General features: G+C 66.1%; 16 protein-coding genes. 10 read left to right on the top strand and 6 right to left on the bottom strand.

What is annotated here, in order from left to right; all coding sequences use genetic code 11:
- Positions 1–13 precede the first annotated feature (13 nt).
- Genes ACSQ3M_RS22605 through ACSQ3M_RS22595 form a run of 3 tightly spaced genes read left to right on the top strand, consistent with a single transcriptional unit; the run spans position 14 to position 2,477 of the window.
- Positions 14–484: an endonuclease domain-containing protein gene (locus tag ACSQ3M_RS22605; protein ID WP_436152326.1), complete on the top strand. Its 471-nt coding sequence runs from the start codon at positions 14–16 to the stop codon at positions 482–484.
- Positions 481–1,464 carry an ABC transporter ATP-binding protein gene (locus ACSQ3M_RS22600; protein WP_436152325.1) on the top strand — a complete coding sequence of 328 codons (984 nt, stop codon included), beginning with the start codon at positions 481–483 and terminating at the stop codon, positions 1,462–1,464. Before ACSQ3M_RS22605 ends, ACSQ3M_RS22600 begins: the two co-directional genes overlap by 4 nt.
- On the top strand, positions 1,461–2,477 hold the full coding sequence (locus ACSQ3M_RS22595; RefSeq protein WP_436152324.1) for an ABC transporter ATP-binding protein: 1,017 nt from the start codon (positions 1,461–1,463) through the stop codon (positions 2,475–2,477). The genes ACSQ3M_RS22600 and ACSQ3M_RS22595 overlap by 4 nt, the downstream gene beginning before the upstream one ends.
- 21 nt (positions 2,478–2,498) lie before the next feature.
- Here the strand turns inward: ACSQ3M_RS22595 and ACSQ3M_RS22590 are convergent, their stop codons facing one another.
- The 3 genes from ACSQ3M_RS22590 to ACSQ3M_RS22580 are packed head-to-tail and all read right to left on the bottom strand — an operon-like array spanning position 2,499 to position 5,169.
- Positions 2,499–2,885 carry an LCCL domain-containing protein gene (locus ACSQ3M_RS22590; RefSeq protein ID WP_436152323.1) on the bottom strand — a complete coding sequence of 129 codons (387 nt, stop codon included), beginning with the start codon at positions 2,883–2,885 and terminating at the stop codon, positions 2,499–2,501.
- Positions 2,882–4,141 (bottom strand): vWA domain-containing protein, encoded by a 1,260-nt coding sequence (locus tag ACSQ3M_RS22585; protein WP_436152322.1) that lies wholly within the window; start codon positions 4,139–4,141, stop codon positions 2,882–2,884. Before ACSQ3M_RS22585 ends, ACSQ3M_RS22590 begins: the two co-directional genes overlap by 4 nt.
- On the bottom strand, positions 4,138–5,169 hold the full coding sequence (locus ACSQ3M_RS22580; protein WP_436152321.1) for an AAA family ATPase: 1,032 nt from the start codon (positions 5,167–5,169) through the stop codon (positions 4,138–4,140). Before ACSQ3M_RS22580 ends, ACSQ3M_RS22585 begins: the two co-directional genes overlap by 4 nt.
- 295 nt (positions 5,170–5,464) lie before the next feature.
- On the opposite strand from ACSQ3M_RS22580, the gene ACSQ3M_RS22575 reads away from it, so the two are divergent.
- From ACSQ3M_RS22575 to ACSQ3M_RS22555, 5 genes are all read left to right on the top strand, one after another.
- A complete protein-coding gene (locus ACSQ3M_RS22575) occupies positions 5,465–7,759 on the top strand; it encodes an NADP-dependent malic enzyme (RefSeq protein ID WP_436152320.1) in 2,295 nt (764 codons plus the stop codon).
- A 173-nt stretch (positions 7,760–7,932) separates the two neighbouring features.
- Positions 7,933–9,567 carry a peptide ABC transporter substrate-binding protein gene (locus ACSQ3M_RS22570; protein ID WP_436152319.1) on the top strand — a complete coding sequence of 545 codons (1,635 nt, stop codon included), beginning with the start codon at positions 7,933–7,935 and terminating at the stop codon, positions 9,565–9,567.
- A gap of 113 nt (positions 9,568–9,680) precedes the next feature.
- Positions 9,681–10,601 (top strand): ABC transporter permease subunit, encoded by a 921-nt coding sequence (locus tag ACSQ3M_RS22565; RefSeq protein ID WP_436152318.1) that lies wholly within the window; start codon positions 9,681–9,683, stop codon positions 10,599–10,601.
- A 4-nt stretch (positions 10,602–10,605) separates the two neighbouring features.
- On the top strand, positions 10,606–11,727 hold the full coding sequence (locus tag ACSQ3M_RS22560) for an ABC transporter permease subunit (protein ID WP_436152317.1): 1,122 nt from the start codon (positions 10,606–10,608) through the stop codon (positions 11,725–11,727).
- A gap of 192 nt (positions 11,728–11,919) precedes the next feature.
- Positions 11,920–13,518, top strand: coding sequence for an ABC transporter ATP-binding protein (locus ACSQ3M_RS22555; protein WP_436152316.1), 1,599 nt, complete (start codon positions 11,920–11,922; stop codon positions 13,516–13,518).
- A 145-nt stretch (positions 13,519–13,663) separates the two neighbouring features.
- On the opposite strand, the gene ACSQ3M_RS22550 is transcribed toward ACSQ3M_RS22555, so the two are convergent.
- Positions 13,664–14,779: a branched-chain amino acid ABC transporter substrate-binding protein gene (locus ACSQ3M_RS22550; RefSeq protein ID WP_436152315.1), complete on the bottom strand. Its 1,116-nt coding sequence runs from the start codon at positions 14,777–14,779 to the stop codon at positions 13,664–13,666.
- Positions 14,780–14,860: 81 nt separating this feature from the next.
- Here ACSQ3M_RS22550 and ACSQ3M_RS22545 point away from each other — a divergent pair, with 81 nt between their 5' ends.
- Positions 14,861–15,508, top strand: coding sequence for a CGNR zinc finger domain-containing protein (locus ACSQ3M_RS22545; protein ID WP_436152314.1), 648 nt, complete (start codon positions 14,861–14,863; stop codon positions 15,506–15,508).
- A 163-nt stretch (positions 15,509–15,671) separates the two neighbouring features.
- Positions 15,672–16,529 (top strand): D-amino-acid transaminase, encoded by an 858-nt coding sequence (locus ACSQ3M_RS22540; RefSeq protein ID WP_436152313.1) that lies wholly within the window; start codon positions 15,672–15,674, stop codon positions 16,527–16,529.
- Positions 16,530–16,557: 28 nt separating this feature from the next.
- Here the strand turns inward: ACSQ3M_RS22540 and ACSQ3M_RS22535 are convergent, their stop codons facing one another.
- Positions 16,558–17,157, bottom strand: coding sequence for a LysE family translocator (locus tag ACSQ3M_RS22535; RefSeq protein ID WP_436152312.1), 600 nt, complete (start codon positions 17,155–17,157; stop codon positions 16,558–16,560).
- Positions 17,158–17,240: 83 nt separating this feature from the next.
- On the bottom strand, positions 17,241–18,548 hold the full coding sequence (gene guaD / locus ACSQ3M_RS22530) for a guanine deaminase (protein WP_436152311.1): 1,308 nt from the start codon (positions 18,546–18,548) through the stop codon (positions 17,241–17,243).
- Between the last annotated feature and the right edge of the window lie 117 nt (positions 18,549–18,665).

Raw genomic sequence — 18,665 nt, 5'->3', positions numbered from 1 at the left:
TTGGGAGGGGGGTATGCCGCACGCCGAGGTCAGACCAGCCCAGCGCCGTCGCGCAAAGCAACTACGCAAGGACATGACCGGGCCGGAAAAGAAGCTTTGGCACGACCTCAAAGCTCATCGCACAGGCAGTGCACATTTTCGAAAGCAAGTGCCGATCGGCCCCTACATCGCCGACTTCGCCTGCCACAGCGCGAAGCTGATCGTCGAAATCGATGGCGACCAGCATAGCGTCGGACAGCAGCAGGTCTCCGACCTCCGTCGGGATGCGTGGTTCGCCGAACAAGGCTATCACACACTCCGCTTCAGTAACTGGCAAGTCTTGAACGAATTCGAAAGCGTGGTGCTGACGATTGCAGCGGCGGCCCAGGGCCTTTTGGAGAGCGCAGAGCCCTGCATACCCCCCTCCCAACCCTCCCCCACAAGGGGAGAGGGCTCCCGCGCACCAACCGGCAACGGAGATCGCATCAACGAGGACATGCCATGAGCCCCGTCCTCCAGGTAACCAACCTCAAGACCCATTTCTTCACCCGCGCCGGCACGGTGAAGTCGGTCGATGGCGTCTCCTTCCATGTCGAGCGCGGCGAAGTGCTCGGCCTCGTCGGTGAATCCGGCTCGGGCAAATCGGTCACCGGCTTTTCGGTGATGGGGTTGATCGACCCGCCCGGACGAATCGTCGAGGGCTCGATCAAGCTCAACGGCAAGGAACTCGTCGGGCTCGACGAGGACGGTTTCCGCAAGGTCCGTGGCCGCGAGGTCGCGATGATCTTCCAGGATCCGATGATGACGCTGAACCCCGTCCTGCGCGTCGACACCCAGATGATCGAGGCCGTCACCGCCCATGACAAGGTCTCGCACAAGGCGGCGCGCGAGCGCTCCCGCGACGCGCTCGCCAGGGTCGGCATCCCCTCGCCCGAGGAGCGGCTCAACGCCTATCCGCACCAGTTCTCCGGCGGCATGCGCCAGCGCGTCGCGATCGCGATCGCCCTGCTGCACCGCCCGCCCCTGATTATCTGCGACGAGCCGACCACGGCGCTCGACGTCACCATCCAGAGCCAGATCCTGGCGGAGATGCAGGGCCTTTGCGCCGACACCGGCACGGCGCTGGTCTGGATCACCCATGATCTCGGCGTCGTCGCCGGCCTCGCTGACCGCATCGCGGTGATGTATGCCGGCCGCATCGTCGAGACCGGCGCGGTCGATCCGGTGCTCGATACCCCGCTCCATCCCTACACCAGCGGGCTGCTCGGCTCGCTGCCGGCCGAAGGCGAGCCCGGCGCCCCCTTGCGCCAGATCAGAGGTTCGACGCCGTCGCTGGCGCGGCTGCCGCAGGGCTGCGCTTTCGCCGCGCGCTGCGATTACGCGCAGGCCGACTGCCTCGCCCTCGCCCCCGACGTCACCCCCTTCCCGGGAGCACGCGGCGTGCGCTGCCACCACCCGCTGAACCTCGCCGGAGTCGCGGCATGACTACGCCGATCCTCACCCTCGAAGGCGTCTCCAAGCGCTTCACCAAGCCGCTCGACGCCGCCTCGAAATTCGCCAACCTGCTCGGCGCCAACTACAGCGAGCAGGTCGTCCATGCCGTCGACAGCGTCGATCTCTCGATCCGCCAGGGCGAGGTCGTTGGGCTCGTCGGCGAATCCGGTTGCGGCAAGTCGACCCTCGGGCGCGTCGTCGCCGGCGTCCACCACGCCAGCTCCGGCCGCGTCTCCTGGCGCGGGCGCTACACCGATGAGATGTCGTCGGAGGAGCGCAAGGCGGCGACGCTCGCCATCCAGATGATCTTCCAGGACCCGATGTCCTCGCTCAATCCGCGCCTGCGCGTCACCGATATCGTCGGCGAGGCGCCGGTCGTGCACGGGCTGGTGCCGAAGGCGCAGCAGGATTCATACGTCGCCGAGATGCTCGACCGGGTCGGGCTCGATTCGACCTATCGCCGGCGCTATCCGCACCAGTTCTCCGGCGGCCAGCGCGCCCGCATCGGCATTGCGCGCGCTTTGGCGGTCAAGCCGCAATTCCTCGTCTGCGACGAGAGCGTGGCCGCACTTGATGTATCGATTCAGGCCCAGGTCCTGAATCTTTTCATGAAGCTGCGCGACGAACTTAACCTGACTTATCTGTTCATCAGCCACGATCTCTCGGTCGTGCGCCATCTCTCCGACCGGGTCGTGATCATGTATCTCGGCCGCGTCGTGGAAGCTGCGCCGGCGGCCGAATTGTTCAAAGGCCCGCAGCATCCCTATGCGCAGGCGCTGCTCGCCAACGTGCCGTCGATCGCGGCGCGCAAGAAGCGTTTCGCGCCGCTGAAGGGCGAGATCCCCTCGCCGCTGCACCCGCCATCCGGCTGCCACTTCCATCCGCGCTGCCCGCAGGCAGGGCCGCGCTGCAGGGCCGAGCGCCCGGTGCTGAAGGAGATCGCGACGGGCCATGTCGCCGCCTGCCATCTACACGATGGCGGCGTCGGCGCGCTGGCGGCGTGAGGCTCGGACCAGACCGCAGTCTCAGATCGCCGACAGCTTCCAAGCGTACTGATAGCGGCCGTACTGGGTGCTGGTGACGCCGTTGCGCTCGGTGCCGGGGAACTCTTCCGGCGGCGTCACCACCGTCACCCTGAAGACGGCGGTCTTGCCCGGTTTGAGCAGCCCCATATGCACGGTCGCGGCGCCGATCGACGAGTCGCCGCTATAGATATCGGTGCCCCAGAGCTGGCCCTCAACGGTGCCCGTGACGCGAAAGTAATAGACGGCGCCGACCTTCTCGCAGAGCCCGTGCATGTTCGTCGGCGCTTCCGAGGCGATCGAGTTCTGCTCGAGCAGCGTCTTGAGCTGCCGGCGCGAGAGTTTCCCGCGTTTGTCGAAATAGGCGACGAGATCCTGGACCACTTTCATGATGCGCCTCCCGCTTGCATGACGACGACCCGGCCATAGGACGGCTGGAACGAGGTTGAGCTCTTCGGCAACGCCCACAGCACCGCATAGGGGACGGCTTCGCTCGGATAGGAGATGTCGCCATCGGTGATAACGATGGCGGAGGTCACGCGCGGATCATCCGCCAGTGCAGCCAGCGCCGGTGTCAGGTCGCTGCCGCCATAGCCGCTGATCTGATACTCAGCGAGCGCCGCTGGCGAGAGCACCTCATCGGAGGTCACGACGGTGTCGCACTGGACGACACGGATCTCATCGACCCCAGCCGCATCGCAGAAATCGGCGATGGCACCGAGCGCCTTCGGGATGTCGTCGCCCATCGAGGCGCTGGTATCGAGGATGACGTTCAGCATCCAGGAATAGCGCTTGCGGCCCGGCATTACGACGTCGCTGTGGTCGTTGCCGCGGCGCGAGGCGCGGGTGTAGGTGCGCTCGCCCGGCGCGACGCCTTCAAGCCAGGGCTGGAGCGCGACGTGCCAGGGCGTGTGAAAGAAGCCGCGCTGCGCCCGCACGCTCTGCTGCTGCCCGCCCGGGCTATCGCCCCTGCCGCGCATCACGCCCATGGCCTTCGCCAGCACCATGCCGCGCCCTGCGAGATCGCGGACCGCCCGCGCCCGCTCGGCCTGGTCGGCGCTGTCCTCCGGGAAGAGCTCGCGCTCGCGTCTCGTATCGAGCGCATCGCCCATCGAACCCGCCGGCGCTTGCCGTGCCGCGCCGAGCACCTGCTCGACGGTGACGACCTGCCCCTCCCAGACCTGCGTCCGCGACGGCATGTAGTTGCCGGTGCGACGCATCTCCAGCACGATGTCCTCGGCCGATCGCTCGCGGGCACCGGGCATATCGAGGCCGCCGGCCGGGATCGTCGTGGTGCCGAGCGCATGCCGCAGCATGTCGTTGATGATGTAGTCGTGGGCGTAGTTGAACTCGAGCGTAGCGCTGCCGCGGGCCCGGTCATGGGTCCGCAGCGCCAGGTGCAGCAGCTCGTGGGCGAGCACGAAGATCAGGTCGTCACCGGAGAGCCTGGCCGTGAAGGACGGGTTCGCCAGCAGGCGCCCGGAGGCGAAGACACCCATGGTCGGTACGCGTTCGTCGATTTCGACGCGCACGGCGGCGGCAAGCCCGGCCAGATGCGGGAACGGCGCCGTGACCAGCCGCAGGCCCTTCATGATGCGCGCATGGGTGGCGCGGTCGGCGGGCGTAAGATCGGTCGCAGCGCTCATGCCGCGACCTTGCGCAGGAGGTCGTACATGGCGCGGTCCGCCCCGAGCGCGCCCCAGATCTCGACCATGTCGTTGAGGACGAGAAGCTGGTGCTCGTGGGAGAGGCTGCGCAGGAAGCGGTTGATCACTGGCGCCTTGATGCCAGCGGCGCGGCCATCCCTGACGAACTGGCGGATGCAGTCGAGGATGAACCAGCGGGCGGAATCACCCTTCGGCAGCAGTTCGGGCTTGCGCAGATAGTCCTCGAGCGGGCGGACCGCGCCGATCGAATCCTCGGCGAGCGCGCAGAACACCACCGCGTCCTCCGGCGAAAGCCGGCCGAAGGCGAGCGCACGCCGGGTCTCGTTGCCGAGCAGGCCGGCCTTCTGGGCCATGTCGAGCGCGCGCGACAGCAACGTCCAGGCGCGCGGCGTCGAAAACGGCACGGGCTCCGCCGGCACCGGCCGCATCAGCGCGTCCGGAATCGTCGCGATGAAGTTGCGGATCTCGGCCCGCACGCCTGCGCGCTGGGCCCAAGCCAGCCAATCGTCGGTATCGACGCGCAATTGCAGGATGGTGACGCGGTTGACCAGCGCCGAGCTCATCGCCCGCACCAGCGCGCGATCCTGCAAGCGGTTGCCAGCCGCGACGACCCAGGTGCCCTTCGGCAGCGCGTGTTCGCCGAGCCGCCGCTCCAGCAACAGCGAATAGAAAGCCTTCTGGACATCGGGCGAGCAGGCCGGCAGCTCGTCGAGGAAAAGACAGAACGGCTCGGGCTTTTCCGGCAGCAGGACGCGCGGCGGGCAGAAGACCGAGCGCTCGCCGACGATGCGCGGAATGCCGCTCACGTCCTCCGGCGCAATCTGCGTGCCGAGCAGGGAGCGGCAAGGTAGGCCCGCCTCGCGTGCGGCTTCATAGACCAGTTCGGACTTGCCGAGCCCCGGCGGCGAGAGAAGCAGAAAGCTCTGCTCATGCGCCATGCACTGGATCAGCTGCTTGGCCTGACGCAACGAGACGACTTCGTCGAAGGCGGACCGCGTCGCTTCCATCAACCCCTCCCGAGGACGCCCACCGGGACCAAATCGCGGGCGTATGACGAAAGGCAGTCTGCAACGTTAGAGGCCTTTGAAATCATTATTTCTTTGTAATGTTTAGTTTTGTTTCACGGCTGTTTCACGAGCCGCCACTTGCGTGGATTTTGATCGATCCTGCCGCGCCTGCTCGCGAAACTCGATCCCGTTTGTCCTGCGGCACAAGTCTTTCGCCGCCCGGCCCCGCTTGACGCCCACCCCCTTTCCGCGCGACCTCGTCAGCAAGCAATGGCGGCGCAGAGGAAGCGTGGGGATGGCTAAAAGCACCTTGTCGGCGGACCTTCGTTCAGGCGCCCTCGTCTACCACCGCCTGCCCAAGCCCGGTAAGCTCGAGATCCAGGCGACCAAGCCGCTCGGCAACCAGCGCGACCTGGCGCTCGCCTACTCGCCCGGCGTCGCCGCCGCCTGCGAAGCGATCGTCGACGACCCTGGCCAGGCGGCCGAACTGACCTCGCGCCAGAACCTCGTCGCCGTCATCACCAATGGCACCGCCGTACTGGGCCTCGGCGACATCGGCCCGCTCGCCTCCAAGCCGGTGATGGAGGGCAAGGCCGTCCTGTTCAAGAAGTTTGCCGGCATCGACTGCTTCGACATCGAGGTCGAGCAGAAGAACATCGAGAAATTCGTCGAGGTCGTCGCCGCGCTGGAGCCGACCTTCGGCGGCATCAATCTCGAGGACATCAAGGGGCCCGAATGCTTCGAGATCGAGGAGCAGCTCAAGGCCCGGATGAACATCCCGGTCTTCCATGATGACCAGCACGGCACGGCGATCATCGTCAGCGCCGCCGTCCTGAACGGGCTCGACCTCGCGGGCAAGAAGATCGGCGAGGTGAAGATCGTCGTCTCCGGCGCCGGCGCGGCTGCCCTGGCCTGCCTCAACCTCCTCGTCTCGCTCGGCGCCCGCACGCAGAACATCTGGGTCACCGATCTCGACGGCGTGGTCTACAAGGGCCGCAACACGCTGATGGACCGCTGGAAGGAGATCTACGCCCAGGAGACCGAGGCCCGCACGCTCGCCGAGGTGATCGGCGGCGCCGACATCTTCCTCGGCCTCTCGGCCGCGGGCGTGCTGAAGCCCGAAATGGCCAAGCAGATGGCGCCGAAGCCCTTGATCCTGGCGCTCGCCAACCCCAACCCCGAGATCACACCTGAGGATGCGCTCGCCGTCCGCCCGGACGCGATGATCTGCACCGGCCGCTCGGACTATCCGAACCAGGTCAACAACGTCCTGTGCTTCCCCTACATCTTCCGCGGCGCGCTCGACGTACAGGCAACGACGATCAACGAGGCGATGAAGCTCGCCGCCGTGCGCGCCATCGCCGCCCTCGCCCGCGAGGCGACCTCCGATATCGCCGCACGCGCCTATGGTGGCGAGTCCCAGACCTTCGGCGCGACGTCGCTGATCCCCAATCCGTTCGACCCCCGCCTGATCCTGCGCATCGCACCGGCGGTGGCGGAGGCGGCGATGGCCACCGGCGTCGCCAAGAAGCCGCTGATCGACATCGAGGCTTATCGCGAGGACCTGTCGCGCTTCGTCTTCCGCTCCGGCTTCCTGATGAAGCCGCTCTTCGCCATGGCGAAGGCCGATCCGAAGCGGGTGATCTATGCCGAGGGCGAGGACGAGCGCGTGCTGCGCGCCGCCCAGATCGCGATCGAGGAGGGCATGGCGATCCCGATCCTGATCGGCCGCCCCTCGGTGATCGAGACCCGGGTCAAGCGCTTCGGCCTGACGATCCGGCCCGGCATCGATTGCGAGCTGATCAACCCGGAAGACGATCCGCGCTATCGCGATTACGTCCAGACCTATCTCGATATTGCCGGCCGGCGTGGCATCACGCCCGAGGCGGCGCGCTCGCTGGTGCGCACCAACAACACCGTCATCGCGGCACTTGCCGTCGTGCGCGGCGAAGCGGATGCGATGATCACCGGGCTGGAAGGCCGGTTCCTCTCGCGACTGCGCCATATCCGCGACATCATCGGGCTGGAACCCGGCGTCTGCGACCTCGCAGCGATGACGCTGATCATCACCAGCAAGGGCGGTTTCTTCCTCGCCGACACCCATGTGAAGCATGACCCGACGGCGGAAGAGATCGCCGACATGGCGGTGCTGGCCGCGAGCCACGTCACGCGCTTCGGTATCGAGCCGAAGATCGCCCTGCTCTCGCATTCGGATTTCGGCGCAGCCGATACGCCGAGCTCGATCAAAATGCGCAAGGCGGTCAAGCTGATCCAGGAGCGCGCGCCGGAGCTGGAATGCGACGGCGAGATGGAGGCGGACACCGCCCTCGTCGCCGCCATCCGCGAGCGGGTGCTGCCGTCCTCGCGCCTGAAGGGCATCGCCAACGTCTTGATCTTCCCCAATCTCGACGCCGCGAACATCGCCTACCAGTTCGCCAAGGTGCTGGCCGATGCGCTTCCGGTCGGTCCGATCCTGATCGGCGCGGCCAAGCCGGTGCATATCCTCACCGGCTCGGTGACGGCGCGCGGTGTCGTCAACATGACCGCGGTCGCGGTCGCCGAGGCGCAGGGGCGGGCAGCCGCCGGCTGACCTTGGGAGAGCGCTCTGTTGAAGTCGTTTCTGAGCCAGCTTTCAAAAGCGGGACAGTGGCTTAGCATCAGTGGTTGATACCGACTTTTCGCTCTTGGCGGGCGCGGCGCGATAGGCCCATACTTCCAGCCACGAGCGGGAAGGGGCCCGTCCGAAGAGTTCGGAGAGCGCTCATGGCTGAGATCCACCGTCAATCCGGAATCAGGCGTGCCATCCGGCCGCTCGCGCTGGCGAGCGGCCTTTTTCTTGCGCTTGCCAGCACCTTTGCTGGCGCCGCCATGGCGCAGGTCGTGTTCCATCGCGGCAATGATGGCGATCCCGAGACGCTCGATTCGCACAAGACCTCGACGGTCAGCGAAGCGCATCTGCTGCGCGACCTCTCCGAAGGCCTGGTGATCCACCACATCAACGGCAGCGTGGTGCCTGGCGTCGCCGAAAGCTGGACGATGGCGCCGGACGGCAAGAGCTACACCTTCAAGCTGCGCGCCAACGCCAAATGGTCGAATGGCGACACGGTCACGGCGGGCGACTTCGTCTTCTCGTTCCGGCGCATGGTCAATCCCGAAACCGGGGCGAAATACGCCAATATCCTCTACCCGATCCGCAATGCCGAGAAGATCAACAAATCAGGCGAAGGCGCCAAGCTCGATGACCTCGGCGTCAAGGCGATCGACGAGCGGACGCTCGAAATCGCGCTGGAACGGCCGACGCCGTATTTCCTCGAGTTGCTGACGCATCAGACCGGGCTGCCGGTCCATCCGGCCTCCGTCCAGAAATTCGGCAAGGACTTCGTCAAGGCGGAGAACTGGGTCTCGAACGGCGCCTACACGCTGAAGGAGTTCGTGCCGAACTCGCATATCCGCCTGGAGAAGAACAAGAGTTTCCACGACGCCGCGAACGTGCAGATCGACACGGTCCTGTACTATCCCACGCCCGACTTCTCCGCTGCCGCCCGCCGTTTCCAGGCAGGCGAACTGCAGATGACATCGGACATTCCGGCCGATCAGATCCAGCAATTGCGCGAGAAGCTCGGCAAGGACCAGGTCAAGGTCTCGCCTTATCTCGGCACCTATTTCCTGATCATCAACACCGCGAAAAAACCGTTCGACGACATCCGGGTGCGCCGCGCGCTCTCGCTGGTGATAGACCGGGAGTTCATCGCCGAGGAGATCTGGGGCGGCACCATGCTGCCGGCCTATGGCGTGATCCCGCCGAATATCGGCAATTACGGCGAACGCGCCGAAGCCGACTTCAAGGGCACCTCCCCACTCGACCGCGAGGACGAGGCGAAGAAGCTGCTCGCCGCCGCGGGCTTCGGGCCCGGCATGCCGCTGCGCCTCCAGCTGCGCTACAACACCACCGACAACAACCGCCGCACCGTCATCGCGATCGCCGAGCAGTGGAAGGCGATCGGTGTCGAGACCAGCTTCATCAACACCGACGGCAAGACCCATTTCGCCCTGCTGCGCGACGGCGGCGATTTCGACATCGCCCGCTATGGCTGGATCGGTGATTATTCCGACCCGCAGAACTTCCTGTTCCTGTTCCTCAGCGACAACAAGGGCTTCAACTCCGGCAAATACGACAACCCGAAGTTCGATGCGCTGATGAAGCAGGGCGCCGACGAGATCGACATCGTCAAGCGCGCCGCGATCCTGCGCGAGGCGGACGCGATCCTCGCAGCCGACGTGCCCTGGATCCCGGTGCTCTACTATTCCTCGAAGAACCTGGTCTCGCCGAAGGTCCAGGGCTTCCAGCAGAATTTGCGCGGGGCGCTGCCGACGCGCTTCATGAGCCTGAAGCCGTGACTCCAAACGCGTCATGGCCGGGCCTGCCCCGGCCATCTCAGGCCGCAGCGGGCAAGCGCCAGCGCTCATGAGATGCTCGGGTCAAACCCGAGCATGACGTAGGGACCAGCCCCGTGCTCACCTACATCCTGCGCCGCCTCGCCGCCGCGATCCCGACCCTGTTCGTGATCGTGACGATCTCGTTCTTCCTGATGCGCGTCGCGCCGGGCGGGCCGTTCGATCTCGAGCAGGCGCTGGAAGCCAAGGTGATGGAGAACCTGCGGCGCATCTACAAGCTCGACCAGCCGCTGTTCCAGCAATACCTGACCTACCTCGGAGCGCTGCTACGCGGCGATTTCGGCCCGTCCTTCTATTTCCGCGACTTCTCGATCGGCGAACTGTTTGCGCAGGGCCTGCCGGTCTCGATCCGGCTCGGTGCCTCGGCCCTGCTGCTGGCGCTCGCGATCGGCGGCCCGCTCGGCATGGTCGCGGCCTTCCGCCAGAATCGCGCTGCCGACCATGCCGTGATCGGCTTCGCCACCGCCGGCATCACCATTCCGAATTTCGTCGTCGCGCCAGTGCTGCAGATCGTCTTCGGGCTGACACTCGCCTGGCTGCCCGTCGGCGGCTGGAACGGCGGCGCCTTCCGCAACACCGTGTTGCCGATCGTGACACTCGCCCTCCCCCAGATCGCCGTGATCGCGCGGATGACACGCGCGGCGATGATCGAGACGCTGCGCGCCAACCATATCCGCACACTCCGAGCCCAAGGCCTCTCGACCACGACCATCGCGCTGCATGCCGCGCGCGGCGCGGCGCTGCCGGTCGTCTCCTATCTCGGGCCGGCGGCGGCGAACCTGCTCACCGGCTCGGTGGTGGTCGAGACGATCTTCGCCATTCCCGGCATCGGCCGCTACTTCGTCGAGGGCGCGCTCAACCGCGACTACACGCTGGTGATGGGCACTGTGGTGGTCGTCGCGATCTTCGTTCTGGTCTTCAATCTCGTGGTCGACATCCTCTACGCGCTGCTCGACCCGCGCGTCAGGCTGGATTGAGGCGATGAGCGATCTCGCCGCCCATCCTGCCCCGCCCGTCGGCCGCTCGCTCTGGCAGGACGCCCGCATCCGCCTGCTGCGCAATCGCGCCGCGGTCGCGAGCCTCGCCGTCCTGGCGCTGATGATGCTGGCCTGCGTCGCCGGCCCGCTCGTGACCGGCCATGCTTACGACCGGGTCTATCAGGACTATGTCCGCGTACCCGCCAGCTTGTCCGCCTATCCCAAGGCCGAGGCGCTGCCGGCGGCCGTGCAGCGCATCGCATCGCGGATCAGGGCGACGCCGAGCGAGATCGTGGCGGACGCGACCCGAGTCCGGCTGGTGCTGACCGCGCAGCGGCCGATCGACCAGCGCCTGCTCGTCTATTTCGACCGTTCCGACCAGTTCGGCACGCCGGTGATCACCGGCAGCGAGCAGGAGGGGCGGCGGCTGACGCTCGACGTCCCGATCAAGCGCCAGCACTTCCTGTTCGGCACCGACTCGAACGGACGCGACCTGCTCACCCGCACGCTGATCGCCGGCCGGGTCTCGCTCGCCATCGGCCTGCTCGCCACCGGTGTCGCGCTGGTGATCGGCGTCATTTATGGCGCGACCGCCGGCTATCTCGGCGGGCGCATCGACATGGTGATGATGCGCATCGTCGACGTGCTCTATTCCCTGCCCTTCATCTTCTTCGTCATCCTGCTCGTCGTCTTCTTCGGTCGGAACTTCATCCTGATGTTCCTCGCCGTCGGCGCGATCGAATGGCTCGACATGGCCCGCATCGTCCGTGGCCAGGCGCTCTCGATCAAACGGCAGGATTATGTGCTGGCGGCCGAAGCGCTCGGCGTCTCGACCGGCGGCATCCTCAAGCGCCATGTCATCCCCAACACGCTCGGGCCGGTCGTCGTCTATGTCACCCTGCTGGTGCCGAAGGTGATCCTGCTCGAAAGTTTCCTCTCCTTCCTCGGGCTCGGCATTCAGGAGCCGATGACGAGCTGGGGCGTGCTGATCTCGGACGGTGCGCGCGCCATCCAGGCGACGCCGTGGATGCTGATCTTCCCCGCCACCTTCCTGGTGACGACGCTGTTCGCGCTCAACTTCCTCGGCGATGGCCTGCGCGACGCGCTCGACCCCAGGGATCGCTGAGATGAGAAAGTGCATGGGAGCCGCGACCTGTCCTCTCCCTCCTTGTGGGGGAGAGTTAGAGAGGGGGGTAGTCGGCCGTAAGGTTGCTGAGCATGGGCGCTCTCGACCTGCGTCTCGCGGAGCTTTCCTGCCAATCGCCATCGATACCCCCCTCCCCAACCCTCCTCCACAAGGGGGGAGGGGGTGCGCACCATGACCGCCGCCGAGCCCATCCTTGCCATCCGCGACCTGAAGGTTCGCTTCCGCACCAATGACGGCCCGTGCGACGCGGTACGCGGGATCGATCTCGATGTCGGCCCCGGCGAGTTCGTCGCGGTCGTCGGCGAATCCGGCTCGGGCAAGAGCCAGACCGTCATGGCGGCGATGGGCCTTCTCGCCAGCAATGGCGAGGTCACCGGCACGATCCGCTATCGCGAGGTCGATCTGCTCAAGCTGCCGCCCGCGGTCCTGAACAGCTATCGCGGCCGGAAGCTCGCGATGATCTTTCAGGAGCCGATGACCTCGCTCGATCCGCTGTTCCGGATCGGCGCGCAGATGGCGGCGCCCTTGCGCAAGCATCAGGGTCTGTCACGCAAGGCGGCGCGGGCACGGGCGCTCGAACTGCTGAAGCTGGTGCGGATTCCGCATCCAGAGCGGCGGCTCGATTCCTATCCGCACGAGCTCTCCGGCGGCCAGCGCCAGCGCGTGATGATCGCGATGGCGCTCGCCAACGATCCCGACATCCTGATCGCTGACGAGCCGACGACGGCGCTTGATGTCACGATCGAGGCCGAGATCCTCGCGCTGATCGCCGAGCTCCGGCAGCGGCTCGGCATGGCGGTGATCCTGATCAGCCACGATCTCGGTCTGGTCCGGAAATATGCCGAGCGGGTCTATGTGATGAAGGCCGGCGAAGTGGTCGAGAGCGGGCCGGCGCAGGCGATCTTCGAAGCGCCGCAGCATCCCTACACCAGCGCACTGCTCGCGGCCGAGCCGCACGGCCACAAGGCACCGCCGCCGCCCGATGCGCCCGTCCTACTCGAAGCCCGCGACCTGCGCGTCTCGTTCGACCTCTCGCGCGGCTTCCTCAAGCGCGAGAAGGCGGTGCTGCACGCCGTCGACAGCGTCGACCTGACACTGAAGCGTGGCCAGACCATCGGCATCGTCGGCGAATCCGGCTCAGGCAAATCGACGCTCGGGCGCGCTTTGCTCAAGCTCCTTCCCTCTTCTGGAACCGTCCGCTTCGAGGACCGGGCGCTCACTCCGCTCGACCGCGCCGCGATGCGGCCGCTGCGCAAGAGCCTGCAGCTCGTCTTCCAGGACCCGTTCGGCTCGCTCTCGCCGCGCCTCACCGTCGGCGAGATCATCACCGAGGGACTGCTCGTGCACGAGCCCGCCTTGTCGCGTGCCGAGCGCGAGCGTCGGGCGGCGGCGGCGCTCATCGAGGTCTGCCTCGACCCGGCGCTCCGCAACCGCTACCCGCACGAGTTCTCGGGCGGCCAGCGCCAGCGCATCGCCATCGCCCGCGCCATGATCCTGCATCCGGCACTGGTGGTGCTCGACGAACCGACCTCAGCGCTCGATCGCACCGTGCAGCAGAGCATCGTCGCCCTGCTCAAGGACCTGCAGGCGAGGCACGACCTTTCCTACCTCTTCATCAGCCACGACCTCGCCGTGGTCCGTGCCATGGCCGACGAGATCATGGTGATGAAGGACGGCAAGGTCGTCGAGCGCGGACCGACCGAGGCGATCTTCGAGGCGCCGCAGCAGGACTATACCCAGCGCCTGATCGCAGCAGCGCTGAAGTGCTGAAACGAAAACGCCGCCTCGCCTTGAGCGAAGCGGCGTCCTGCCGGTGTCCCGCCAGGGGAGGCCACCGACACCGGCTAGAGTATTGTTTTTATCGCATTTTCTTCACGCGAACCGGTGCCCACTTCGCTCGAAAATGCTCTAGCCCTTAGTTCTCGACATAAGTGATCTTGCCGTCGCCGCCCTTCTTCCAAGTGTAGACGGTGTAGTCGAGGTTGGTGCGATCGCCCTTCTTGTCATAGGACATGTCGCCGAGCACGGTCTTGAACGTCATCCCCGAATGCATCGCGGCGGCAACCTTCTTCGGATCGAGCGATTTCGCCTGCTCGGCCGCCTGCTTCATGATCTGGACCGCGGCATAGGAATAGAGCGTGTAGGCCTCGGGGTTGATGCCCTTGACCTCGAAGCGCTTGACGACTTCGGCAGCCGCGGCGCGCTTGCGCGGATCCGGCGGGAAGGTCATCAGCGTGCCTTCGGTGCCTGGGCCGCCGATCACGGCGAACTCGTCGGAGGTGATGCCGTCAGCGCCCATCGCCACCGTCGTCAGACCCTGGTCGCGCATCTGGCGGACGATCAGGCCGAGCTCGGTGTGCAGCCCGCCCCAATAAAGCAGGTCGGCCTTGGCCGATTTGATCTTCGAGACCAGCGCCGAGAAATCCTTCTCGCCGGTGTTGACGCCTTCATAGAGCGCTTCCTTGATGCCGGCGGCGTGCAGGCCCTTGCGGGTCTCTTCGGCGAGCCCCTGGCCATAGGTCGTCTTGTCGTGGACGACGACGACGACCTTGCCCTTGAAGGTCTTGGCGATGTGGCCGGAGGCGACAAGACCCTGCTGATCGTCGCGGCCGCAGGTGCGGAACACGTTCCACAGGCCGCGCTCGGTGATCTTCGGGTTGGTCGCCGAGGGGCTGATCATCAGCATGCCGTTCTCGGCGTAGACCTCGGACGCCGGCATGGTGACGCCGGAGTTGAAGTGGCCGACGACCCATTTGACGCCGTCGCCGACGAACTTGTTGGCGACCGAGACGCCCTGCTTGGGATCGCCGACATCATCTCCACTCGAAAGCACGATCGTCTGGCCGAGGATGCCGCCCGCGGCATTGATGTCGGCGACCGCCTGCTCCGCGCCATTCTTCAATTGTGCCCCGAACGCCGCGCTCGCTCCCGTCATCGGGCCGGCGACGCCGAGCTTAATCTGCGCCAGCGCCGCGCCTTGCGACATCGCGAGCACGCCAGCGGCGAGCATCGCGGCCCAGTTGGTTCTCATGTCCGTTCTCCTCCACGGTTCAATCCGTGGCCGGACGCTAAGCCGCTTGATTTAACCTGTAAATCGGAGATAGCTGGTTACATGACCATTGATCGTACAGGTGGCCCAAGCCGCGCCGGTTCATTGCCGCTCGTCGCCAGCGAGCTCGCCTTCGACTTCGCCAACACCGTTTCGGGTCGTGGCGGGCCGAACGAGCTCGAGCATCTGCGCGAGGCGCGCGACGTCGTGATCTGGGCGCGGCATGCCAAGGCAATCAGCGACAGCGACCGGGATGTCGCATTGGTCGCGATCACAGCCGATGCCGGGCTGGCGGCGCGCCTGCTCACCGAGGCGCTCGACCTGCGCGACACGATCTACCGGATCGGCCTCACCCTCTCCCGCCGCCAGCAGCCGGACGAGCAGGACAGATCGCAGCTTGCGGCCATCCACGCGCATTGCCTGGCTTGCGCCAAGCTGTCCCCTTTCGGCGATGGCTTCGTCTGGCGCTGGGACGCCGGCCAGACGCTCAGCGAGGCGATCCGCGGGCCGATCGCGCTTTCGGCACTCACCGTGCTGACCCAGCAGAACCTCGCCCGCATCAAGCAATGCGAGGGAGATCATTGCGGCTGGCTGTTCTTCGACACCACCAAGAACCGGCTGCGACGCTGGTGCGAGATGGCGGTCTGCGGCAATCGCGCCAAGGTTCGCGCGTTCAGGACGCGCAATTTCGAGGCGAAGACGGTCGGGTAGAGTTTGTTTATCGCATTTTCTTCACGCGAACCGGTATCCACTTCGCTCGAAGATGCTTTGGCGCCGCCTTGCATCTGACGCCGGTCGGCAAGCCGGCATGATATCTCGCCTCACACGCCCGGCTCGGCTAGGAAGGTCCGTCCTTCCGCACGAGACCCCGCATATGAGCCGCACCGTCTACGTCAATGGCGCCTACCTTCCCGAGGAAGAGGCGACGATCTCGATCTTCGACCGCGGCTTCATCTTCGGCGACGGCATCTACGAGGTCTCGGCGGTGCTCGGCGGCAAGCTGGTCGACTGCGAGGCGCATCTGGCCCGGCTGGAGCGCTCGGCAGGCGAGATCGGTCTCAGCCTCCCCTGCTCCCGCGCCGAGCTCGTCGCGATCCACGAGGAACTGATCGTCCGCAACAAGCTCGACGAAGGCAGCATCTATCTGCAGGTGTCGCGCGGCGCCGCCGATCGCGACTTTCCCTTCCCCAAGGACGTGAAGTCGTCCCTGGTCCTGTTCACGCAGGCACGCCAGTTCGCCAATACGCCGCTGGCGAAGACCGGCATCAAGGTCGTCAGCACGCCGGATCTGCGCTGGGCCCGCCGCGATATCAAGAGCGTCAATTTGCTCGCCCCGGTCCTGGCCAAGCAGTTCGCTGCCGAAAACGGCGCGCAGGAAGCCTGGATGGTCGAGGACGGCGTCGTCACCGAGGGCGCCTCGTCGACCGCTTGGATCGTCAAGGGCAAGACCCTGATCTCGCGCCCGCTCTCCCACAAGGTACTGCCCGGCATCACCCGCACGGCCGTGCTCGCCTTCCTGGCCGAGAGCGGCTTCTCGTTCGAGGAGCGCGAATTCACGCTCGAAGAAGCGCTCGACGCCGAGGAGGCCTTCATCACCTCGGCCACCAGCCTGGTGATGCCGGTGACGACGATCGACGGCCACAGCATCCACAATGGCGCGCCGGGTCCGGCGACGCTCCGGCTGCGCGAGATCTATCTCGATCATGCGCGCAAAGGCGGCGTGCTGGGCTGAGCCCCGCAGATCGTTCAGCGTCGCGGCTTCAGGATAACGCCATCCAGGCCGCGACGCCGATCAGACAGCCTCCGAAGACGAGGTTGACGAGACGCCCGCTCGTGCGCGAGGCGACGAGCCTTCCGATCGCCAGCCCCAGCAGCGTCCAGATCACGAAGGCCAGCAGGTTGTTGACGGTGAAGACGACGGTGATCGTCAGCAATGCTGCGAGCGAGGCCTGCTCCGGCAGGAACTGCGTGAACATCAGGGCGATGATCAGATAGGCCTTGGGATTGAAGACCAGCACCGCAGCACCGTCGAGCAGCGAGGCGCGCCGCGGCCCGCCATCCGCCCGACCATCGGAGGGGGCCGCCTTCAGGAACATGAGGCCGATCCAGGCGACATAGAGAGCTCCCGCGATCTTGAGAATTCCTGCGACCGTCGGGTTCGTGAGAAGCGTCAGGCCGAGGCCGGAACCGATCGCCAGCGTCACCACGAAGGTCGCCGCGTGATAGCCGATCAAGGCGGGCCATGCGGACGTCAGGCCACCGCTGGCGCCGATCGCAGCGAAGAACGAGTTGCCCGGCCCGGGGCTGTAAGCCAGCGGAAACAGGAAGACCAACAGGGCAGCGATCTGCGGGGCGGTCATCGGCATCCTCGCAAGTGACATCTGCCACCAGCAGAGGCGTCCTAGCGCCTCGACGCCACCCGATTGCTGGGAAGACGCCCCCTTCAGGCCGAAGCGCTCGGCTCCCCCATCACATAGGTCGCGACGACGTTGCGCTCGTCGCCGAGCGTGACCAGCACGAAGAGCTCCTCCGCCAGGTCCCGCACCGTCTCCAGCCGATGCGCCATCACGCGCGTCGCAGCGGGATCGATCACGACGATGTCAGCCTCCCGCCCCGGCTCGAACGAGCCGACCAGATGCTCGAGCCCGAGCGCGACCGCATTGCCCAGCGTGATCGCATGCAGCGCCTCGAAAGCTGACAACGACTGGCCCTGCAGCTGCAGGATCTTGTAGGCCTCGGCCATGGTCCGCAGCATCGAATAGGAGGTGCCGCCGCCGATATCGGTCGCGACCGCGACCTTGACGCCCTCGCGGCGGGCGCGATCCCAATCGAACAGTCCCGAGCCGAGGAAGAGGTTCGAGGTCGGGCAGAAGACGGCGACCGCGCCATGCGCGGCGAAGGCGCGCCATTCGCGCTTGGTCATGTGAATGCAATGGCCGAGCAGGCTCTTGCGGCCGAGCAGGCCGTAATTCTCGTAGATGCCGGCATAGTCGGCGGCGTCGGGATAGAGCTCCCTAGCGAAGGCGATCTCGGCCCGGTTCTCGTTGATATGGGTCTGGACGAAGCAGTCGGAATGTTCCGCGACCAGCCTCGTTGAGGCCGCCATCTGCTCCGGCGTCGAGGTCACGGCGAAGCGCGGCGTGATCGCATAGAGCTGGCGGCCCTTGCCGTGCCAGCGGCCGATCAGCTCCTTGCTGTCGGCATAGCCACTCTCGGCCGTGTCGGTCAGCGCCGCCGGCGCGTTGCGGTCCATCATCACCTTGCCGGCGATCATGCGGGTGTTACGCCGGTGTGATTCGGCGAAGAAGGCCTCGGCCGACTGCTTGTGCACCGAGCAGTAGACCGCCGCCGTCGTCGTGCCGCTCGCCAGCAATTCGTCGAGCAGGAAGGCGGAGAGTTTTTCGGCATGGCCCTGTTGGGCCAGCTTCTGCTCCTCGACGAAGGTGTACTTGTTCAGCCACTCCATCAGTTGCGCGCCATAGGAGGCGATCACCTGCGTCTGCGGCATGTGGATATGGGCGTCGATGAAGCCCGGCATGAGCAGATGCGGGCGATGATCGGTGATCGCGGCGCCGGCCGGCAGCGTCGGCAACAGCTCCCTGGCCTCTCCGGCGGCACGGATCAAGCCGTTCTCGATGACGAGCAGCCCGTCCTCGACATAGCGATGCGCGGCCTCGCCGACGTCGTGCGGATCACCGACGAACCAGAGAAGCCGGCCGCGCAAGGCCGAGGTCGCACCGTCTTTGCTCAAGGCTCGCCGCTCCGGCTCAAATCGCGATCATATCTGCACCAAATCAAAGCTTCCGGCCAAGCCGCGAACGTGCCTAATCTTGGGGCATGAATCCGATCTGCGAGCGGCAAGACCGCC

The sequence above is a fragment of the Allobosea sp. LjRoot90 genome (assembly GCF_964254315.1).
Lineage (GTDB): Bacteria > Pseudomonadota > Alphaproteobacteria > Rhizobiales > Beijerinckiaceae > Allobosea.
The sequence above is the reverse complement of the archived record's forward strand: the minus strand, read 5'-3'. Positions and strand labels throughout refer to the sequence as shown.